Here is a 19,327-nt window from a genome sequence, read left to right as displayed (position 1 = left end):
AAACAAGCCGAGGATTATACCCGAGCTATGACCTCACACGCCAGCTGAGGTCGGGTTTGATGCGGAAACATTCTGTTTTAAGAGGTCGCGCATCTGTTTTGCTATCTGAATTTGCTCTTCAGCCGATAATCCCGGCTGCCTTGCTCGCTTGATCAGGTCATCGAGGGTCTGCGTATGCTGGCCCGCGGATAACCTAGTAATGGTGTCTAAAAACTGTTGTTCAAGGTTGTCGCCGTCAATTAGCCACTCCTTTTCTGCAAGTGCTTTCAACAAGCGACCTTGTTCGGTGCCATGCCAGCGCGCCATCAACTGAATTGAGTTTAGCTTAGGATTTTTCTGTACCGCCTCGATCAAGGCGATCAGTACCTGAGCATAGGTGTTGCTCGCATTGGCAAAATGATCGGCACTTTCAACCTTTCCCGCTAATTGCGGGTGGTGGATAAGTGTTCGCAACGCAATCAATGTCGGCGCTTCTACCGCCACTGGCGTGCGTGGCGCATAAGGCTCGTCGCGATCGCCGCGCTTGCCGTTCTTGCTCCAGGGTTTCTTGTCCCATTTCTTGCCGCCGGCGCCGGGCTTCTTCGGTGTCCACTCCTGCTGGGGCGCGTAGGCGTCCTGCGGTTGGTGGAAGTCGGAATAGTCTGGCATGGCGTCGTAATCCATGCCTGGGTCGTAAGCGGGCTGCGCGCTTTGAGGCGCGCTGTGCACCAGCTGGCTGACCGCTTCGCCGCTTAACCCGGTGATTTCCAGCAGTCGCTGGCGCATCAGGGTGCGCAAGTTGGCGCCAGGAACCTTGTCGATCAATGGCGCCGCGAGGGTGGCCATGTGCGCCTTGCCTTCAAGGGAGCGCGGGTCGGCTTCTTCGGTCAGTTGCTGGAAGAAGTAATCCGCCAGCGGTTGTGCGTGTTGATTGATGCGCGCACGGAACGCGTCGGTGCCTTCGGAGCGCACCAGGGTGTCCGGGTCTTCGCCTTCGGGCAGGAACAGAAAGCGCGCGCGGCGCCCGTCCTGCAGGCTCGACAGCGTGGCTTCGAGGGCGCGCCAGGCGGCGTTGCGGCCTGCCTGGTCGCCGTCGAAACAGAACAGCACGCTGGGTACCACGCGAAACAGCCGTTTCAAATGTTCTTCGCTGGTCGCGGTGCCGAGGGTCGCCACGGCATTGCGCAAGCCTTGTTGGGCGAGGGCGATCACGTCCATGTAGCCTTCGACCACGATGATTTCATCGAGGTTGCGATTGTTCTTGCGTGCCTCGAACAGGCCGTAGAGCTCCTGGCCTTTGTGGAACACTGCCGTTTCCGGGGAGTTCAGGTACTTGGGCTTGTCGTCGCCCAATACCCGTCCGCCGAAGGCGATGATGCGGCCACGGCTGTCGCGGATCGGGAACATCACGCGGTCGCGGAAGCGGTCGTAGCGCTTGCCGGTTTCGGCGTTTTCCACCAGCAGGCCGGCGTCGATCATGGCTTTTTGCTGGAGGGTGTCGCTGCTCAGGTGCTTGTACAGGTTGTCCCAGCCCGGCGGAGCGAACCCGAGGCCGAAGTCGCGGGCGATTTCGCCGGTGAGGCCGCGGCCCTTGAGGTAATCAACGGCGGCCTTGCGCTGCGGATGGCTTTTAAGTGCCTGACGATAGAAGTCGGCAGCGGCCGTCAGCAGCGGGTACAGCGGCGAGTCGGTAGGCTGGCGCGGTTTATGCGGGCGGCCACTTTCTTCGCGGGGAATTTCCATGCCGGCGGCTTTCGCCAGGTCCTCGATAGCCTGGGGGAAGTCCAGGTTGTCGTGGTCCATGAGAAAGCCGAGGGCATTGCCGCCCGCGCCGCAGCCGAAGCAGTAATAGAACTGCTTGTCGGGGCTGACGCTGAACGACGGGGTTTTCTCTTTGTGGAACGGGCAGCAGGCGGTGTAGTTCTTGCCGGCTTTTTTCAATTGCACGCGCGAGCTGACAACATCGACGATGTCGGTGCGGTTCAGAAGGTCGTCAATAAAGCTCTGGGGAATTAGCCCGGCCATGGCGTTCTCGTCATCACTGCGTGTAAATACGGGCCCGTGACGCGTTCAAGCGCAGGTGTCGGCGGCTTGACCATCAATCGTCTGCTTGGGCTGTCAGGAAGTGTATCTGCCGAACATTCACTGACGTTAGTTTCTATCAGTGCCCGGCGCAGAAATGTTGCCCTGGCGTCCGGTGTTTGGCCAGTGATGGCCTCGGAAGCGCATTGATGGGCACAGTCGACCTGTTGATCGGCTGCTTACAGAATGAGTGTGCTCGTCCGTAGCCTTGTTAGGCTCGTCAGAAGAGACGTGCACCGCTGGCAAAAGAGCCAGTCCTGACGTGTGAAGCAGTTGTTTCGGTCGCATCTGCGGCGTCAACAGTGAAGCATCAAGCGATTACCGCAAATGCCAATAGCCCGGCTGAGGGCCGGGCTTGGCAGAAGCTTGCTACGAACGTCTGTGTATTAGTACAGACGAACGGCGCGGCGCTGTTCGCGCTGAACTTTCTTAGCGTGACGCTTAACAGCGGCTGCTGCCTTGCGCTTACGCTCAGAAGTTGGCTTCTCGTAAAATTCGCGGCTACGAACTTCAGCCAGTACACCGGCTTTTTCGCAGGAGCGCTTGAAACGACGCAGAGCTACGTCGAAGGGTTCGTTCTCTTTAACTTTGACGGCTGGCATCCAGAGCTACCTTCTTTCATTACCGGGATCAACGTTCTCGTCGCAAAAAATTCGCGGCTGAGGTCGTCGGTTTTTAAGGGTTGCGGATGTTAACCCCTCATTGCCCGGAATGCAAAGCCTCTGATCGAAAACCGCTAGTCGGGAGGGGGAGTGACGACTATTATGCGCGCCTTCGAATTCAGCCTCTACAAGGCGCAAACCCATGCTAGTACTGGGACTTGAAACCTCCTGCGACGAAACCGGTGTCGCACTTTACGACAGTGAACGCGGGCTTTTGGCCGATGCACTGTTCAGTCAGATCGACCTGCACCGTGCCTATGGCGGCGTGGTGCCGGAGCTCGCCAGCCGTGATCACGTCAAGCGCATGCTGCCGTTGATTCGCCAGGTGCTGGACGAGGCCGGATGCGTGCCGACCGAGATCGACGCCATCGCCTATACCGCGGGCCCTGGATTGGTCGGAGCCCTGCTGGTGGGGGCTTCTTGCGCCCAGGCGCTGGCATTTGCCTGGGGTATTCCAGCCCTTGGTGTGCACCACATGGAAGGCCATTTACTGGCGCCCATGCTGGAAAAAACACCACCAGAGTTCCCGTTCGTCGCTTTGTTGGTTTCGGGCGGCCATACGCAGCTGGTTCAGGTCGATGGAATCGGTCAATACACGCTTTTGGGCGAATCCCTGGACGACGCCGCCGGCGAGGCATTCGACAAAACCGCGAAGATGATGGGCCTCAATTATCCGGGTGGTCCGGAAATCGCCAAACTGGCCGAAAAGGGCACGCCGGGCCGCTACACCTTCCCGCGGCCGATGTGCGATCGCCCAGGCTTGATGTTCAGCTTCAGCGGCCTGAAAACCTCAGCGCTGAACACCTGGCAGCAAAGCGTCAGCGCCGGAGACGACAGTGATCAAGCCCGTTGCGACATCGCGCTGGCGTTCCAGCAGGCCGTGGTGGAGACTTTGACCATCAAGTGCAAGCGAGCCCTCAAGCAGGCTGGTATGAAGCGCCTGGTGATCGCTGGCGGCGTCAGCGCCAACAAGGCCCTGCGCACTTCGCTGGAAAAAATGCTCGGCGATATGAAGGGCGATGTGTTTTATGCGCGCCCCGAGTTCTGCACCGACAACGGCGCGATGATCGCGTATGCCGGTTGTCAGCGGCTGCAGGCCGGGCAGCATGAGAGCCTGGCGATCAGCGTGCAGGCACGCTGGCCGATGGAGCAGTTGTCGCCGTTGTAGGCGCTCAATGTGAGCCGGGCTCATCGAAGGTATTTAAAAATGCCGTTCGCGCCCGGCAAACAGGTCGCGTAAATTGCCGCGGTGGCGCCAGACGATCAGCAGCGTGAGCACGCTCATCGGCACCAGCGCCGCCGGTTCCTGCCAGGCCAGCAACGGCAGGGTGAGCGGTGTGGCGATCAGCGCGGCCAATGAGCTGGTGCGGGTCAGGTAGAACGTCAACAGCCAAGCCAGCACGGCCAGCAAGGCCGCCGGGGGGTAAATCCCCAGCAACATGCCGGCTGCCGTGGCAACGCCTTTGCCGCCGCGAAAGCGGAAGTACAGCGGAAACAGATGGCCCAGGACGGCGCACACGCCCACCCAGGCCTGCTGTTGCAGGGACAGGCCGGCAAGGCTGGCGATCAGCACGGGCAACAAGCCCTTGCAGACGTCGCCCAACAGCGTCAGTACGGCGAGTTTCTTGCCGGTCAGGCGCAACATATTGGTGGCGCCGGCATTGCCTGAGCCACTCATTCGCGGGTCGGGATTTCCCGTCAGGCGGCTGAGCAAAATGGCGAAGGACAGCGAGCCGAGCAGGTAGGCGAGAATCGCCAGTGACCAAAACATGCTAACTATTCCGGGCGAGGACGCCCTGATTCTAACGGGGCATCGCGCCCTTGTCGTGCTGCGGAGAAGAGTGCTTGGACAGAGTGTTTATCGAAGGCCTGGAAGTCGACACCGTGATCGGGGCCTACGACTGGGAGCGCGGCATCAAGCAATGCCTGCGCCTGGACCTGAGCTTCGCCTGGGACAACCGCCCGGCCGCGGCCGGTGACGACCTGACCCTGGCGCTGGATTACGCCAGCGTGTCCACGCGTATCCAGGCCTTTGCCGAACAATCCCAGTACCAATTGGTGGAAACTTTCGCCGAGCGCCTGGCCGAAGTGCTGATGCGCGAATTCCAGATTCCCTGGCTGCACCTCAAATTGACCAAGCCAGGGGCCGTGCCGGCTGCCAAGGGCGTGGGCGTGGAGATCGAGCGCGGATGTCGCTAACTCAGGTTTACCTCGGCCTTGGCAGCAATATCGAACGCGAGCGTCATCTGTGTGCCGGTCTGGATGCGTTGGCGAGTTTCTTGACTGACGTGCGCTGCTCGGCGGTGTTTGAAAGCCAGCCGGTGGGCATCAAGAGCGGGCCGTTCTTCAACCTGGTGGTGTCGGCGTATACCGAGCTGCCATTGATGGAGTTGGACCGGCGCCTGAAATTCATCGAGGCCGACAATGGCCGCTATGCCCCGGACCGTAAAGGGTTGCCGCTGGATATCGACGTGCTGCTGTATGGCGAGCTGGTAGGGAATTTCGACGGTTTGATCCTGCCGCGCGCAGAGATTCTGAAAAACGCCTTTGTGTTATGGCCGCTGTCGCTGATGGCACCGGACCGTGTGCATCCAGAGGCGGGCAAGACCCTGGCCGAGCTGTGGCGTGATGCACAGATCGACCAGGTGCTGGCGCCCGTCGGTTTTGAATGGCAGGGCCGGCAACTCACGCCAGGCGCGCTCCTATAGGGCGCGTTGTTCCTTGTAGGCCTTCAGCGCCTTGAGCCGTTCGCGCTTGAGCGCCTCGCCCAGTTCCGGGCCTTTGAAGCCTTTTTCCAGCAGTGGCGCCACGGGCACCTCGCGGGCCGCTTTCGCTGCGCCGCGCAAGTAATCCGCTTGTGGATAACTTCTTTGCTCCAGGCCTTTGCGACCCCGCGCATCCATTTCGCACGCCACCACAAACTCTTCAAAGCGTTGCGGGCGACGGTACACGTCAAAACTCTGCAGAAGCTCCAGCAATGTCGAGGCTTTGAGTTCCAGCGCGCGATGGCCGTGGGTGTGATATTGGCCGACCAGCAGCGCCAGTTCCTGGCAGTCCCTCGGCACTTTGAAGCGTTCGTTGACCGCCTTGATCAGCTTCAAACCCGTGTGTTCGTGGGCGATATGCTGCGGCAACTTATCCACAGGCGTCAGGCCTTTGCCGACGTCATGCAGCAGGCAGGCCCAGCGCACGGTAAGCGGTTGCTGATGCAGGGCCGCCTGTTCCAGCACACTCAGGGTGTGTATGCCGGTGTCGATTTCAGGGTGATGGGCGGCGGGTTGCGGCACACCGAACAGGGCGTCCACTTCCGGGATCAGGGTTTTCAGCGCATGGCAGTCGCGCAACACCTGGATAAACACTTGAGGCTGATCTTCCATCAGTGCGCGGGAGATTTCCTTCCAGCTGCGCTCCGGGGTGAGGGCTTCCAGCTCGCCCGATTCGCTCAGTTGACGCATCAGCTCTAACGTTTCTGGCGCGACGCTAAAGCCGAGAGAAGCGTAACGGGCGGCGAAGCGCGCAACGCGCAATACACGGAGCGGATCTTCGGCGAACGCGGGGGAAACGTGGCGCAAAATACGCGCTTCAAGATCGACTTTGCCGTTGTAAGGGTCGGTCAAGTTGCCGTCGTCGTCTTGCGCCATGGCGTTGATGGTCAGGTCGCGTCGAATCAGGTCCTCTTCCAGCGTGACCTCGGGGCTGGCGTGAAACACAAAGCCGCCATAACCCCGGCCACTTTTGCGTTCGGTACGGGCAAGGGCGTACTCGTCGCCGTTTTTCGGGTCCAGGAACACCGGGAAATCCGCGCCGACCGGCTTGTAGCCTTTGGCGAGCATTTCTTCGGTGGTGGCGCCCACCACGACGCGGTCTATGTCGGTAACCTTGATGCCGAGCAGGCGGTCACGCACCGCGCCGCCGACTGTGTAGATTTTCATGAAAAAGCCTCCATTAGCGGCACAGGATACCGCCTGTGCCTGACCAATGGAGGCTTTGCTGTTTCAGAGATGCACGACGGCCAGGTCCAGGCGGCCGTAGTCGTTGTCGTTGTGGTCGGTGCGTGGCGGTACATGGTGGGTCTTCATCACTTGGTCGCCCTGCAGGGTTTCCAGGTGGATGTCGAAGCCCCACAGCCGGTGCAGGTGCTTGAGCACTTCCTCGGTTGATTCGCCCAGCGGTTTGCGGTCGTGCTGCTGGTGGCGCAGCGTCAGTGAGCGGTCGCCGCGCACATCGATGCTGTGAATCTGCACGTTAGGCTCACGGTTGCCGAGGTTGTACTGCGCTGCCAGGGTTTCACGGATGGTGCGGTAGCCCGGTTCATCGTGAATAGCCGGCACCACCAGGTCATCCTTAAGGTCGTCATCCATGATGCTGAACAGCTTGAGGTCGCGGATCACTTGGGGCGAGAGGTACTGCAGGATGAAGCTCTCGTCCTTGAAGCTGCTCATGGCGAACTTGATGGTCGACAGCCAATCGCTGCCGGCGATTTCCGGGAACCAGCGACGGTCTTCCTCGGTGGGGTGCTCGCACATTCGCCGAATGTCGCGGTACATCGCAAAGCCCAGTGCATAAGGGTTGATGCCGCTGTAATACGGGCTGTCGAAACCCGGCTGGAACACCACGCTGGTGTGGGACGTGAGGAACTCCATCATGAAGCCGTCAGTGACCAGGCCTTCGTCGTACAGGTCATTCATCAAGGTGTAGTGCCAGAACGTTGCCCAGCCTTCGTTCATCACCTGGGTCTGGCGCTGTGGATAAAAATACTGCGCGATCTTGCGCACAATGCGCACGATTTCTCGTTGCCAAGGCTCCAGCAGCGGTGCGTGTTTTTCCAGGAAATACAGGATGTTTTCCTGAGGTTCGGCGGGGAAGCGTGCATTGTCCTTGTCGCTGTTTTTGCCGGCTTTTTTAGGAATGGTGCGCCACAGGTCGTTGATCTGCTTCTGCAGGTGCTCCTCGCGTTCCTTCTGGCGCAGGCGTTCTTCTTCGGCAGAAATCGGATAAGGCCGTTTGTAGCGGTCGACCCCGTAGTTCATCAGGGCGTGGCAGGAGTCGAGCAAGTCCTCCACCGCGTCGATGCCGTGGCGCTCCTCGCATTGCATGATGTACTGCTTGGCGAACACCAGGTAGTCGATGATCGAGCTGGCATCGGTCCAGGTGCGGAACAGGTAGTTACCCTTGAAAAAGCTGTTATGCCCGTAGCAGGCGTGCGCCACCACCAGCGCCTGCATGCAGATGGTGTTTTCTTCCATCAGATAGGCAATGCACGGGTCGGAGTTGATCACGATCTCGTACGCCAGGCCCATCTGCCCGCGTGTGTAGGACTTTTCGGTGCTGAGGAAGTGTTTGCCGTAGGACCAATGGTGATAGCCCAAGGGCATGCCGACCGACGCATAGGCATCCATCATCTGTTCGGCGGTGATCACTTCGATCTGGTTGGGGTAGGTGTCCAGGGCATAACCCGCCGCGATGCGGCTGATTTCCCGGTCATAGGCCTGGATCAGTTCGAAGGTCCATTCGGACCCCGTGGAAATGGGTTGGCGCTTATGCTCTTTTTTGGCGGTCATGTCACTAACCTGCGCTGGAAGAGTTCACGGAAGACCGGGTAGATATCGCCGGCCGAGACCAGTTGCTGCTGGGCGAAGGTGTCGGCAAACGCTTCGCCGATACGCTCGTATTCGAACCACAGCGCCTGGTGCTCACGGGGGGTTATTTCGACGTAGGTGTAGTACTGCACGAACGGCATGATCTGGTTGATGAGGATGTCGCGGCAGATCGGCGAGTCGTCGTTCCAGTTGTCGCCGTCGGAGGCCTGGGCGGCATAGATATTCCACTCGTTGGCCGGGTAGCGTTCGGCCATGATCTCTTGCATCAGCTTCAAGGCGCTGGAAACGATGGTGCCGCCGGTTTCCCGTGAGTAGAAGAACTCTTCTTCGTCCACTTCGCGGGCGCTGGTGTGGTGGCGAATGAACACTACGTCGATCTTGTCGTAGTTCCGCTTCAGAAACAGGTACAGCAGGATGAAGAAGCGCTTGGCGATGTCCTTGGTGGCCTGGGTCATGGAACCGGACACGTCCATGAGGCAGAACATCACGGCCTTGGAGCTGGGGTTGGGTTGTTTCACCAGCAGGTTGTACTTGAGGTCGAACGTATCGAGGAACGGCACGCGATGAATGCGCGCGCTGAGTTTCTCGATTTCGGCCTCAATCTGCTGAATATCGCCGAAGTTATCTGGTTCTTCGCGCTTCAACCGCGCCAACTCTTCCTTGGCGTCTCTGAGTTTGGCCCGGCTGCTGCCGGATAGCGCGATGCGCCGGGCATGGGCCGAGCGCAAGGTGCGGATGATATTGATGCGCGACGGGTTGCCCTCGTTGCTGATCCCCGCGCGCACGGTCTTGAAGGTGTCGGTGCCGGTGAGGTTGCGCTTGACCAGGTTGGGGAGCTCGAGGTCTTCGAACATGAATTCGAGGAACTCTTCCTGGGTGATCTGGAACACGAACTCGTCCATGCCTTCGCCGGAGTTGCCCGCCTTGCCAGGGCCTTTGCCGCCGCCACCGCCTTGAGGGCGCTGGATATGTTCGCCGGTTGTGAATTCCTTGTTGCCAGGGTGCACGACGGTTTGCTTGCCGCCCCGGCCGTGGTGCAGCACCGGTTCGTCGATGTCGCGTCCGGGAATGCTGATTTGCTCGCCATGCTCCATGTCGGTGATGGAGCGGCGGCTGACGGCCTCCTCCACGGCCTTTTTGATGTGGTCACGGTAACGCCGCAGGAAACGCTGGCGGTTTACCGTGCTCTTGTTCTTGCCATTGAGGCGTCGGTCGATCACATAGCTCATGGGGAGCCCTCCGGGCAGCTTCACGTTACAAGCTTCAAGCCGCGAGCTGGAAGCTTAGAGACAAGCGGTCAGCTGCCAGGCTCGTGGCCCGGCAGCATGCGCCTGTCGCTGCCTTACTGTGATTTACGAACCCGCAGGTACCATTCGGAAAGCAGGCGTACCTGTTTGTCGGTGTAGCCACGCTCGACCATTCGTGTGACGAAGTCGTTGTGTTTTTGCTGGTCCTCCTTGCTGGCCTTGGCGTTGAAGCTGATGACCGGCAGAAGATCCTCGGTGTTGGAGAACATTTTCTTCTCGATGACCACCCGCAGCTTCTCGTAGCTGAGCCAGGTCGGGTTCTTGCCGTTGTTGTTGGCCCGGGCGCGCAGCACGAAGTTGACGATTTCGTTGCGGAAATCTTTCGGATTACTGATGCCGGCAGGTTTTTCGATCTTTTCCAGTTCCTCGTTGAGGGCCACGCGGTTGAGGATTTCGCCGGTTTCCGGGTCGCGGTATTCCTGGTCCTGGATCCAGAAGTCTGCATACAGCACATAGCGGTCGAAAATGTTCTGGCCGTACTCGCTGTAGGACTCCAGGTACGCGGTCTGGATTTCCTTGCCGATAAACTCGATGTAGCGCGGCGCCAGGTATTCCTTGAGGAAGCGCAGGTAGCGCTCGCGGGTTTCGGCCTGGAACTGTTCCTGTTCGATCTGCTGCTCCAGCACGTAGAGCAGGTGCACCGGGTTGGCGGCAATTTCGTGGGGGTCGAAGTTGAAGACCTTGGAGAGGATCTTGAACGCGAAGCGCGTCGACAGACCGTTCATGCCTTCGTCCACGCCCGCGGTGTCGCGGTATTCCTGGATCGACTTGGCCTTGGGGTCGGTGTCCTTGAGGTTTTCGCCGTCGTACACGCGCATCTTCGAGTAGATGTTGGAGTTCTCCGGCTCCTTGAGGCGCGACAGCACGGTGAACTGGGCAAGCATCTTCAGGGTGTCGGGTGCGCAATGCGCCTTGGCCAGGGAGCTGTTGAACAGCAGCTTGTCGTAAATCTTGATTTCATCGCTGACGCGCAGGCAGTACGGCACCTTGACGATGTAGATCCGGTCGATGAAGGCTTCGTTGTTCTTGTTGTTGCGGAAGGTGTGCCACTCCGATTCGTTGGAGTGGGCCAGCAGAATCCCGGTGAACGGAATCGCGCCCAGGCCTTCGGTGCTGTTGTAGTTGCCTTCCTGGGTGGCGGTGAGCAGTGGGTGCAGCACCTTGATCGGCGCCTTGAACATCTCCACGAACTCCATCAGGCCCTGGTTGGCCCGGCACAGAGCGCCCGAGTAACTGTAGGCGTCGGCATCGTTCTGTGGGTATTCCTCCAGCTTGCGGATATCGACCTTGCCGACCAGCGCTGAAATATCCTGGTTGTTCTCATCGCCCGGTTCGGTTTTCGCCACGCCGATCTGATTGAGGATCGACGGGTAGAGTTTCACCACGCGGAACTGGCTGATGTCGCCGCCGAATTCGGCCAGGCGCTTGGTGGCCCAAGGCGACATGATGGTGTTGAGGTAGCGTCGAGGGATGCCGAAGTCTTCTTCGAGGATCGCGCCATCTTCCGTAGCGTTGAACAACCCTAAGGGCGACTCGAAGACCGGTGAGCCCTTGATCGCGTAGAAGGGCACCTTCTCGATCAGCTGTTTGAGCTTTTCGGCCAGGGACGACTTGCCGCCGCCGACGGGGCCGAGCAGGTAGAGGATTTGTTTCTTCTCTTCCAGGCCTTGGGCGGCATGGCGGAAGTAGGAGACGATCTGGTCGATGCATTCTTCCATGCCGTGGAAGTCTTCAAAGGCCGGGTAGCGGCGGATCACCTTGTTGGAAAATATTCGCGACAGGCGCGAATTGTTGGCGGTTTCCACCAGCTCCGGCTCACCAATCGCCAATAGCAGACGTTCGGCGGCAGACGCGTAGGTGCTGCGGTCCTGTTTGCACAGCTCAAGATACTCTTGCAGCGTGAGCTCTTCCTGCTGTGTGGACGCGAAGCGTTGTTGGAAGTGGCTAAAGATACTCATGACGTCGTCACCTCGCTCGATACGTGGAGCCGACGCCGGATCAATCAGTCGATGCTGGCAGCTATTGGCGAGTGCCAATGGCCGTTTTCCCCCCAGAACACCCTGAAACGCTACCGATGACCCGCACGCCGGTGTACCGGCTCTCCCCTGATTCGGATGGCCTGCGCTTAAGGATAGTTCGGAATCCGGGAGGTCAAGGCGCGATGCGTAATTAGTTTGGCCGCGCCGTTCGTCAGAAACGGCGCGAGCCCAAGCGTCACGCGGGGTAGCGGGGTGTGAAAAAAATTATTGCGAATCGCCGGAGGCAATTTCTGCAGGATAGGTCGTACGCCACAGCTCGAAGCCGCCGTCCAGGCTATAGACGTCGGAGAAGCCCTGGCTGATCAGATAGGCCGCTGCGCTCTGGCTGGAATTGCCGTGGTAACAGGCCACGATCACCGGCGCGTCGAGGTCGGCGGCACGGATGAAGTCGGCAATGTTGTGATTGTCCAGATGCTGGGCGCCGCTGATATGCGCAGCGGCATAAGTAGGCTGGTCGCGGATATCCACGACGACGGCGCCTTGCTCGCGCAGGCTCTGGGCTTTTTCGGGAGGGATACGTTTGAATTCGCTCATGGCGGGCTCCTAGGGCTTGGCGGCGGCCTGCGGTGTGACGGAAAGGGGTGGTTCGCACTGGCAGCTCAGGCGCTCGCCGGTGTCGATGTTCATCAAGGTCATGCTGCCACCCCACACGCAACCGGTGTCGAGGGCGAACACGCCAGGTTCGTCGCATTGGCCTTCCAGGGCTGCCCAATGGCCGAAGATGATCTTCGTGTCACGGGTCTTGCGTTCCTTGTGCGCGAACCACGGCTTGTAGCCCGGCAGCGCGGTGTCGGCGCCTTCCTTGCTCTTGAGGTCCAGCTTGCCTTCGGCGGTGCAGAAGCGCATGCGCGTGAAGTAGTTGGTGATGACGCGCAGGCGGGTCACACCGGTGAGGTCGTTGTCCCACTTCACCGGCTCGTTGCCGTACATGCCATCCAAGAAGGCGGTGTACAGGTTGTCGTCAGCCAATGCGCTTTCCACTTCGGCGGCGCACTTGAGGGCTTTCTTCAGCGCCCACTGGGGAGGGATGCCAGCGTGGACCAGGGCCATGTTGCGGCCTTCGTCGTAATGCATGAGTTTTTGCCGGCGAAGCCAGTCGAGCAGTTCGGCGCGGTCAGGCGCTTCAAGGATTTCGCGCAGGGTGTCGCCCTTTTTCAGGCGCTCAATGTTATTGCCGGCCGCCAGCAGGTGCAGGTCATGGTTGCCCAGCACGCAGACCAATGCGTCGCGCATCTTATAAAGGAAGCGCAGGGTTTCCAGGGACTCGGGGCCGCGATTGACCAAGTCACCCACCAACCACAGGCGGTCCTGCGTCGGGTCAAAGGCCACGCGTTCAAGCAGGCACTTAAGGGGTTCCAGGCAGCCTTGCAGGTCGCCGACCGCGTACGTCGTCATCAGTGCAAGGCCCCAGGCACCGCGAGGCGGAAGGGCGCGATGATGGCGTCGAACAGCTTTCCATCCGTGGCTTTCATCTGATACGAGCCCTGCATGGTGCCGACTTTGGAGGTCATCACCGTGCCACTGCTGTAGGTGTGGCTGGCGCCGATATCGATCAGCGGTTGTTGACCCACCACGCCCGCCCCGCGCACTTCCTCGACCTGGCCGTCACCGTCGGTGATCACCCAGTGGCGCGACAGCAGCTTGGCCGGCACCTGCCCGTTGTTCTTCACCGTGATGGTGTAGGCAAAGGCGAAACGGTTGTGTTCAGGTTGCGATTGGTCCGCGAGGAAGCGGGTGACGACGCTGACGTCGATCTGATAGCGAGGATCGGACATGCAAGAGGCCTTAAAAGCAAAGCGGGGGACAGCAGATGCGGATCAGTCTAGGCCATGAGGAGGGCACTAGGCCAGACATGCTGTCTGGCCTAGTGCCCGGCAGGCCTTAGTCCGCGGCTGGCGCAGGCTGGATGGCAAGCTGGTCGGCCAGGCGCACGAACGCGGCCAGGTCCAGTTGCTCGGGGCGCAGGCTGCCATCGACGCCGGCGGCTTCGATTTCAGCGTTGCTCAGCAAGGCCTTGAGCGTGTTGCGCAGGGTCTTGCGGCGTTGGTTGAACGCCTCACGTACCACGCGTTCCAGCAACTTGTGATCCTTGGCCGGGTGCGGCAGCACGGCGTGAGGCACCAGGCGCACGATGGCCGAGTCGACCTTCGGCGGCGGGTTGAACGCGCCAGGGCCGACGTTGAACAGGTGTTCCACGCGGCAATGGTACTGAACCATGATCGACAGGCGACCCCAGTCACCGCCACCAGGGCCCGCCGCCAGGCGCTCAACCACTTCTTTTTGCAGCATGAAGTGCATGTCGCGGATGATCCCGGCGTTGTTCAGCAGGTGGAAAATCAGCGGCGTGGAGATGTTGTACGGCAGGTTACCGACTACTCGCAGGCTGTTGGGCGCGGCATTGAGGCTGTTGAAGTCGAACTTCAGCGCGTCGCCCTGGTGCAGGTTGAAGTTGGGCATGCCGGCGAATTGCTGGTTGAGGATCGGGATCAGGTCCTTGTCCAACTCAACCACATCCAGCTGGCCGCCACTGTTAAGCAGGCCCTGGGTCAATGCGCCCTGGCCCGGGCCGATTTCCAGCAGGCGGTCTTCGGGCTTGGCATGGATGGAGCGCAAAATGCGGTCGATCACGCCAGCGTCGTGCAGGAAATTTTGCCCGAAACGCTTGCGCGCCCGGTGTTGGTAATGCTCAGTCATATACGGGTCTCGGCCATCTGATAGGCGGTTTCCAGGGCCACGTGCAGGCTGCCGGTATCGATCTTGCCACTGCCCGCCAGGTCCAGGGCAGTGCCATGGTCGACGGAGGTGCGGATGATCGGCAGGCCCAGTGTGACGTTGACGGCGGCGCCGAAGCCTTTGTACTTCAGCACGGGCAGCCCCTGGTCGTGGTACATCGCCAGCACTGCGTCGCAGTGCTCCAGATATTTGGGGGTAAACAGAGTGTCCGCAGGCAGTGGGCCGCGCAGGTCCATGCCTTCTCGGCGCAGACGCTCTAATGTCGGTTCAATAATGTCGATTTCTTCATGGCCCAAGTGGCCGCCTTCGCCGGCGTGCGGGTTGAGCCCGCAGACCAGGATGCGCGGTTGGGCGATGCCGAATTTCTGTTGCAGGTCGGCGTGCAGGATGCGCGTAACGCGCTCCAAGCGCTCGACGGTGATAGCGTCGGCGATATCGCGCAGCGGCAAGTGTGTCGTCACCAGGGCGACGCGCAGGCCGCGTGTGGCGAGCATCATCACGACTTGGGCGGTATGGGTCAGTTCGGCAAGAAATTCGGTATGGCCGGAAAAGGCGATGCCGGATTCATTGATCACACCCTTGTGCACCGGGGCGGTGATCATGCCAGCGAAGTCGCCGTCAATGCAGCCTTGGCCGGCGCGGGTCAGGGTTTCCAGTACAAAGGCCGCGTTTGCCTTATTCAGTTGCCCGGCAACCACGTTGGCCGCAAGCGGGGTGTCCCACACATACAGGCTGCCCGCCGGTGCCGGCACATCGGGCCAGTTGCCCGGCGCCACGTCCAGCAGATTGACACCCACACCCAGCTGCGCGGCCCGCTCAAGGAGCAGGTCGCGGCTGGTGATGGCAATCAGGGGGTGTGGCTGGGGGTGCGAGGCGAGCAGCAGGCACAGGTCTGGACCAATGCCGGCCGGCTCGCCGGGTGTCACAGCAAAACGCTGGGGTTTCACTGTGCTGCCTGATCGGCGCCTGTTTGCTCGGCGGCGGGCAGCTTGTTTTCCACGTAGGCTTCGTCGCGGATCTGACGCAGCCAGGTTTGCAGCTCTTCGTCGTACTTGCGGTTACGCAATACGGTCAGTGCTTGTTGCTCGCGAGCTTGAGTGGTGTTGTCGGTGGCGCGACGGCCAAGGACTTCCAGCACATGCCAGCCGTATTGGGTCTTGAACGGCTTGGACAGAACGCCTTGCGGAGTCTTGGCCATGACGTCCTGGAATTCAGGCACCAACGCTTTCGGGTCGATCCAGTTCAGGTCGCCGCCGTTGAGGGCCGAGCCCGGGTCTTCCGAGAAGCTCTTGGCCAAGGTGGCGAAGTCTTCGCCGCCTTCGATGCGATCATAGATCTTCTGGGCCAGTTCCTTGGTTTGTGCTTCGGTGCGGATTTCGCTTGGTTTGACCAGAATGTGACGAACATGCACTTCGTCTTTCAGCGAGGTCTCGCCACCGCGTTTGGCCAGCAACTTGAGAATAATGAAGCCACCTGGAGTACGGGCTGGCTGAGTGATGCCGCCCACTTCCATGGCGCTCAACTCGCGGTCGAACGGTGGTGGCAATTGAGCGGCTTTACGCCAGCCCATATCACCGCCGTCCAAGGCGTTGTCACTGCCGGACACGGCAATGGCGGTCTGGGCGAAGTCGGCACCGGCTTTCAGGCGGTCATAAACAGCCTGGGTTTTTGCGGCGGCGGCGTTGAGCTGCTCGGCGTTGGCGCTGTCCGGGGTAGGGATCAGGATGTTGGCCAGGTGCAGCTCCTCGGAGAGTTGCATCTTGCCAAGGTCCGACGCCAGGAAGTTCTTCACTTCCTGCTCGGACACCTGAACCCGCTCGGCCACGCGGCGCTGACGCACACGGCTGATGATCATTTCACGCTTGATCTGCTCACGGGCGTCCTCATAGGACAAGCCGTCGTGAGCCAGGGCTGCGCGGAACTGGTCAACACTCATGTTGTTGCGTTGAGCAATGGTGCCTACGGCCTGGTTCAGCTCTTCGTCCGAAATACGGATGCCGGAGCGATCGCCGATCTGCAGTTGCAGGTTCTCGACGATCAGACGCTCCAGAACCTGTGGTTCCAGCACGCTGGTAGGTGGCACGCCAGCACCGCGCTTGGCGATGGTTTGCTGAACTTCCTTGACCCGTTGGTCCAGTTGGCTCTGCATGATCACGTCGTTGTCGACGATGGCCGCCACTTTATCCAGCTGTTGAACCGCAGCGTGTGCCGATGCGGTCCCCAGGAACAGCGCGCCCAGCACGAGCGGGCGCAGACAATCAGAAAGCTTGATCTTCACGTTCACGATAACCTTGAATGCCTTTGTCGAGGAAGCTCTCTACCTTGGCGCCGGTCAGGCCGCCGAGTCCTTTAAGGACGATCTGGAAGAAGAGCCCGTGGTCACCCTTTTCGTTCAGCGGGGCGATCTGGCTGTATTCGTCGTTGGAAACCCAGTAACGGTTGATGACGCGCAGTTTCCAGCAGCAGTTGTCGTACTCGAAACCACCAAAGGCTTCCAGGGTACGGTTGCGGGCATAGTCATACTGCCAGCGGGTGATCAGGTTCCACTGCGGAACGATCGGCCACATCATCGAGAAGTCGTGTTGCTGGATTTTGTAGTAATCCTTGATGAAGTTCGGCTGACCCTCGGTGCCGTAGTCACCACCAAACTGCCATTTGCCGGTCAGCTGGTTGTAGACGACCTGATCGTTACGATAGCGATAACCGACGTTGATGATCTTGTTCGGGTTGTCTTCCGGCTGGTAGTGGAACATCGCGCTGCCGGAGCGAGCGCTGTGTTCCTCTGTGTCCCAGTTGTAGTCGGCAGTGGCACGCCAATCGCGGTTGAAGCGGAACTCGTATTCCAGCGCCACCGGCGATACATCGGACTGTGCATCGGCACGGTCGGAGGCAAGGATGCCCGGTAGTTGTACCTGGCGATCTTTGAAGTACACCGCCTGTCCAATGGCCACGCGCTGACGCTCGAAGCCGTTTTCTTCGATCCAGCGGCTAGTCAAGCCAAGGGACAGCTTGTTCTCGTCGCCGATCCGGTCGGAACCGCTGAAACGGTTGTCGCGGAACAGCGAAGCGTAGCTGAACGAGTATTCACTGGTATCGAATACCGGAATATCGCTCTGGTCCTTGTTCGGCACATAGAGATAGAAGGCGCGCGGTTCCAGGGTCTGGCGATAGTCTTTGCCGAACCAGTTGGTATTGCGGTCGAAGTAAAGGCCGCTGTCTACGCTGGCAATTGGGATTGCACGGTCTTGAGAGCTATTGAATACGCCGCCCGCATAAGGAGAGGCTCCGGGCTGAGTAGCGGCCAATTGCGCAGCAGCAATGTCGTTCTTACCTTTGGCATCCAAGTCCAGATCGTACTTGGTATAGACATACTTGAGCTTTGGAGTAATGAAACCGTAGGTCCAGTTCATCGGGTACTCGACGGCCGGAGCAACGTTCAAGCGAGTACCGTTTGCACGGGTCAGGCCGGTTACATATTCGTCCAGTCGCTTCTCACCGAAAGTGCCATCTGCATTAACAGGGCCGCCATTTTCGTCGAGAACGTTTCCGCTTCTCAAGTCCCGATCAAATCGAACGGCCTCAGTTTCATACGTAAAGTTCAAGCCACCCGGGTGGTACGGCAGCGCTCCGTTGAAGGTGATCTGCGGCAGCCGGTCATAAGGAGTGATCTGGGAAATCGTCGCCAGCTGGTAGGCCTGAACGTTCAGGCGCGCTTGGTAGGAGTCGCCGCGATAGGTCACGGAACCCTGCTGGTTGACGAAGTCCTGGGTCTGGATGCCTTCCTGATAAGCCTTCAAGTCCTGGAAGTAGAACGGGTCGCTGATCTTGGTGTAGTCGACCTGGGTCGCCAGACGCGAATCAAGCCCGCCCTTGTGCTGCCAGTTGAGCATGTAGCGGGTTTTTTCGTAGTCGGTCTGTTTTTTCCGCTCGTCGCTGTCGTCGTTCAGGTACGCGCCGCCGAACTGACCTTCGCTGGATTTGGTGAGGTAGCGGAATTCGCCTTCCATCAACAAACCGCGCTTGGTCATGTATTGCGGGTACAACGTGGCGTCGTAGTTCGGCGCCAGGTTGAAGTAGTACGGCGTAACCAGGGTGAAGCCGGTTTCGCTGCCGGTGCTGAAGCTCGGCGGCAGGAAGCCGGATTGACGACGGTTGTCGATCGGGAAATAGATGTACGGGGTGTAGAGGATCGGGATGTTCTTGATCCGCAACGTCGCGTTGGTCGCCGTACCGAAACCGGTGGCCGGGTTCAACGTGATGTTGTTGCCCTTGAGCTGCCAGGCGTTGCTGTCCGGCTCGCAGGTGGTGTACGTACCGTCCTTGAGACGGATGATCGCGTTTTCGGCACGCTTGGCGTACAGCGCGTTACCGCGGATACGCGATTTGTGCATCACGTATTCGGCGTTGTCGATCTGGGCGGCGCCGGTATCGAGCTGGACCTCGGCATGGTCGCCGACGATCAGGGCGCCGTTGTCGCGCAGCCGAACGTTGCCGTTCAACTCGCCACGGTTCTCGGCCTGATACAGGCTGGCTTCCTGAGCCTCCAGCTGCATGCTGCCCTGGCGCATGACGACGTCACCGGCCAAGGTCGCGATTTGCTGTTCCTGCTCGTAACGAGAGGCCTTGGCACCGATGAAGGTCGGCGCATCGCTCTTGTTCGTCTTGTCGTTCATGCCAGGACGAATCGGCTCGATGTAGGCGCCGGAGCAGTAAGGACCGGTTTCAGCCAATTGGGCTGCGGTCAGCTTCTCGCGCGGTACCCAGTCCAGGTGGCTGTAGTCGGCACTGCGCGCACGCAGGCCTCGGCCCTTGGCTTCGGTGACCAGCGCGTTCTTCGGCTCGGCCTCGGTACTGCCGTCGGCAACGGCCTGAGCCGTGCTGCCGTCAGCGCTGACGGCAGCACGGCTCAGGCCGTTGCCGACGGC

General features: G+C 60.0%; 17 protein-coding genes. 3 read left to right on the top strand and 14 right to left on the bottom strand.

Translation table 11 applies throughout. The features are described from left to right. Nucleotides 1-33: 33 nt before the first annotated feature. On the bottom strand, nt 34-2,004 hold the full coding sequence (gene dnaG / locus WBB95_RS10085; RefSeq protein WP_424487446.1) for a DNA primase: 1,971 nt from the start codon (nt 2,002-2,004) through the stop codon (nt 34-36). Nucleotides 2,005-2,447: 443 nt separating this feature from the next. Continuing rightward, complete coding sequence (gene rpsU / locus WBB95_RS10080) at nt 2,448-2,663, bottom strand: 30S ribosomal protein S21 (protein ID WP_002551877.1); 216 nt, start codon at nt 2,661-2,663, stop codon at nt 2,448-2,450. Between the two features lie 202 nt (nt 2,664-2,865). Here rpsU and tsaD point away from each other — a divergent pair, with 202 nt between their 5' ends. Next, nucleotides 2,866-3,891 (top strand): tRNA (adenosine(37)-N6)-threonylcarbamoyltransferase complex transferase subunit TsaD, encoded by a 1,026-nt coding sequence (tsaD, locus tag WBB95_RS10075; protein WP_424487445.1) that lies wholly within the window; start codon nt 2,866-2,868, stop codon nt 3,889-3,891. 33 nt (nt 3,892-3,924) lie between these two features. On the opposite strand, the gene plsY is transcribed toward tsaD, so the two are convergent. After that, complete coding sequence (gene plsY / locus WBB95_RS10070) at nt 3,925-4,494, bottom strand: glycerol-3-phosphate 1-O-acyltransferase PlsY (protein ID WP_424487444.1); 570 nt, start codon at nt 4,492-4,494, stop codon at nt 3,925-3,927. A 74-nt stretch (nt 4,495-4,568) separates the two neighbouring features. On the opposite strand from plsY, the gene folB reads away from it, so the two are divergent. Both folB and folK read left to right on the top strand, forming a co-directional pair. Continuing rightward, nucleotides 4,569-4,922: a dihydroneopterin aldolase gene (gene folB / locus WBB95_RS10065; protein ID WP_424487443.1), complete on the top strand. Its 354-nt coding sequence runs from the start codon at nt 4,569-4,571 to the stop codon at nt 4,920-4,922. Further along, entirely contained in the window at nt 4,913-5,431 is a 519-nt protein-coding gene (gene folK / locus WBB95_RS10060; protein WP_424487442.1) for a 2-amino-4-hydroxy-6-hydroxymethyldihydropteridine diphosphokinase, read from the top strand. Before folB ends, folK begins: the two co-directional genes overlap by 10 nt. Here the strand turns inward: folK and WBB95_RS10055 are convergent. The 11 genes from WBB95_RS10055 to WBB95_RS10005 form a co-directional block, all read right to left on the bottom strand. Beyond that, a complete protein-coding gene (locus WBB95_RS10055; protein ID WP_424487441.1) occupies nt 5,426-6,655 on the bottom strand; it encodes a multifunctional CCA addition/repair protein in 1,230 nt (409 codons plus the stop codon). The two genes, folK and WBB95_RS10055, sit on opposite strands and share 6 nt — an antisense overlap. Before the next feature lie 63 nt (nt 6,656-6,718). Continuing rightward, complete coding sequence (locus WBB95_RS10050; RefSeq protein ID WP_424487440.1) at nt 6,719-8,284, bottom strand: SpoVR family protein; 1,566 nt, start codon at nt 8,282-8,284, stop codon at nt 6,719-6,721. Next, nucleotides 8,281-9,552: a YeaH/YhbH family protein gene (locus WBB95_RS10045; protein WP_065871791.1), complete on the bottom strand. Its 1,272-nt coding sequence runs from the start codon at nt 9,550-9,552 to the stop codon at nt 8,281-8,283. Before WBB95_RS10045 ends, WBB95_RS10050 begins: the two co-directional genes overlap by 4 nt. 113 nt (nt 9,553-9,665) lie before the next feature. Beyond that, on the bottom strand, nt 9,666-11,588 hold the full coding sequence (locus WBB95_RS10040) for a PrkA family serine protein kinase (protein ID WP_122542333.1): 1,923 nt from the start codon (nt 11,586-11,588) through the stop codon (nt 9,666-9,668). A 285-nt stretch (nt 11,589-11,873) separates the two neighbouring features. Then, the gene (glpE, locus tag WBB95_RS10035; RefSeq protein ID WP_424487439.1) at nt 11,874-12,203 is read right to left on the bottom strand and encodes a thiosulfate sulfurtransferase GlpE; all 330 of its coding nucleotides are present in this window, start codon (nt 12,201-12,203) and stop codon (nt 11,874-11,876) included. Nucleotides 12,204-12,212: 9 nt separating this feature from the next. After that, nucleotides 12,213-13,064, bottom strand: coding sequence for a symmetrical bis(5'-nucleosyl)-tetraphosphatase (locus WBB95_RS10030; RefSeq protein WP_424487438.1), 852 nt, complete (start codon nt 13,062-13,064; stop codon nt 12,213-12,215). Then, nucleotides 13,064-13,444, bottom strand: coding sequence for a Co2+/Mg2+ efflux protein ApaG (apaG, locus tag WBB95_RS10025; RefSeq protein WP_069551974.1), 381 nt, complete (start codon nt 13,442-13,444; stop codon nt 13,064-13,066). The genes WBB95_RS10030 and apaG overlap by 1 nt, the downstream gene beginning before the upstream one ends. A 106-nt stretch (nt 13,445-13,550) precedes the next feature. Further along, nucleotides 13,551-14,363, bottom strand: a complete 813-nt coding sequence (gene rsmA, locus WBB95_RS10020) for a 16S rRNA (adenine(1518)-N(6)/adenine(1519)-N(6))-dimethyltransferase RsmA (protein WP_424487437.1) — start codon at nt 14,361-14,363, stop codon at nt 13,551-13,553. After that, nucleotides 14,360-15,349 (bottom strand): 4-hydroxythreonine-4-phosphate dehydrogenase PdxA, encoded by a 990-nt coding sequence (gene pdxA / locus WBB95_RS10015; protein ID WP_424487436.1) that lies wholly within the window; start codon nt 15,347-15,349, stop codon nt 14,360-14,362. The genes rsmA and pdxA overlap by 4 nt, the downstream gene beginning before the upstream one ends. Next, the gene (locus WBB95_RS10010) at nt 15,346-16,686 is read right to left on the bottom strand and encodes a peptidylprolyl isomerase (protein WP_424487435.1); all 1,341 of its coding nucleotides are present in this window, start codon (nt 16,684-16,686) and stop codon (nt 15,346-15,348) included. The genes pdxA and WBB95_RS10010 overlap by 4 nt, the downstream gene beginning before the upstream one ends. Next, nucleotides 16,661-19,327, bottom strand: a 2,667-nt coding sequence (locus WBB95_RS10005; protein WP_424487434.1) for an LPS-assembly protein LptD, incomplete at its 5' end; no start/stop codon positions are given. The genes WBB95_RS10005 and WBB95_RS10010, both read right to left, overlap by 26 nt.

Source organism: Pseudomonas sp. (assembly GCF_049645325.1).
Lineage (GTDB): Bacteria > Pseudomonadota > Gammaproteobacteria > Pseudomonadales > Pseudomonadaceae > Aquipseudomonas.
Note: the sequence above shows the minus strand (reverse complement) of the source record. Positions and strands in the feature narration are given on the sequence as shown.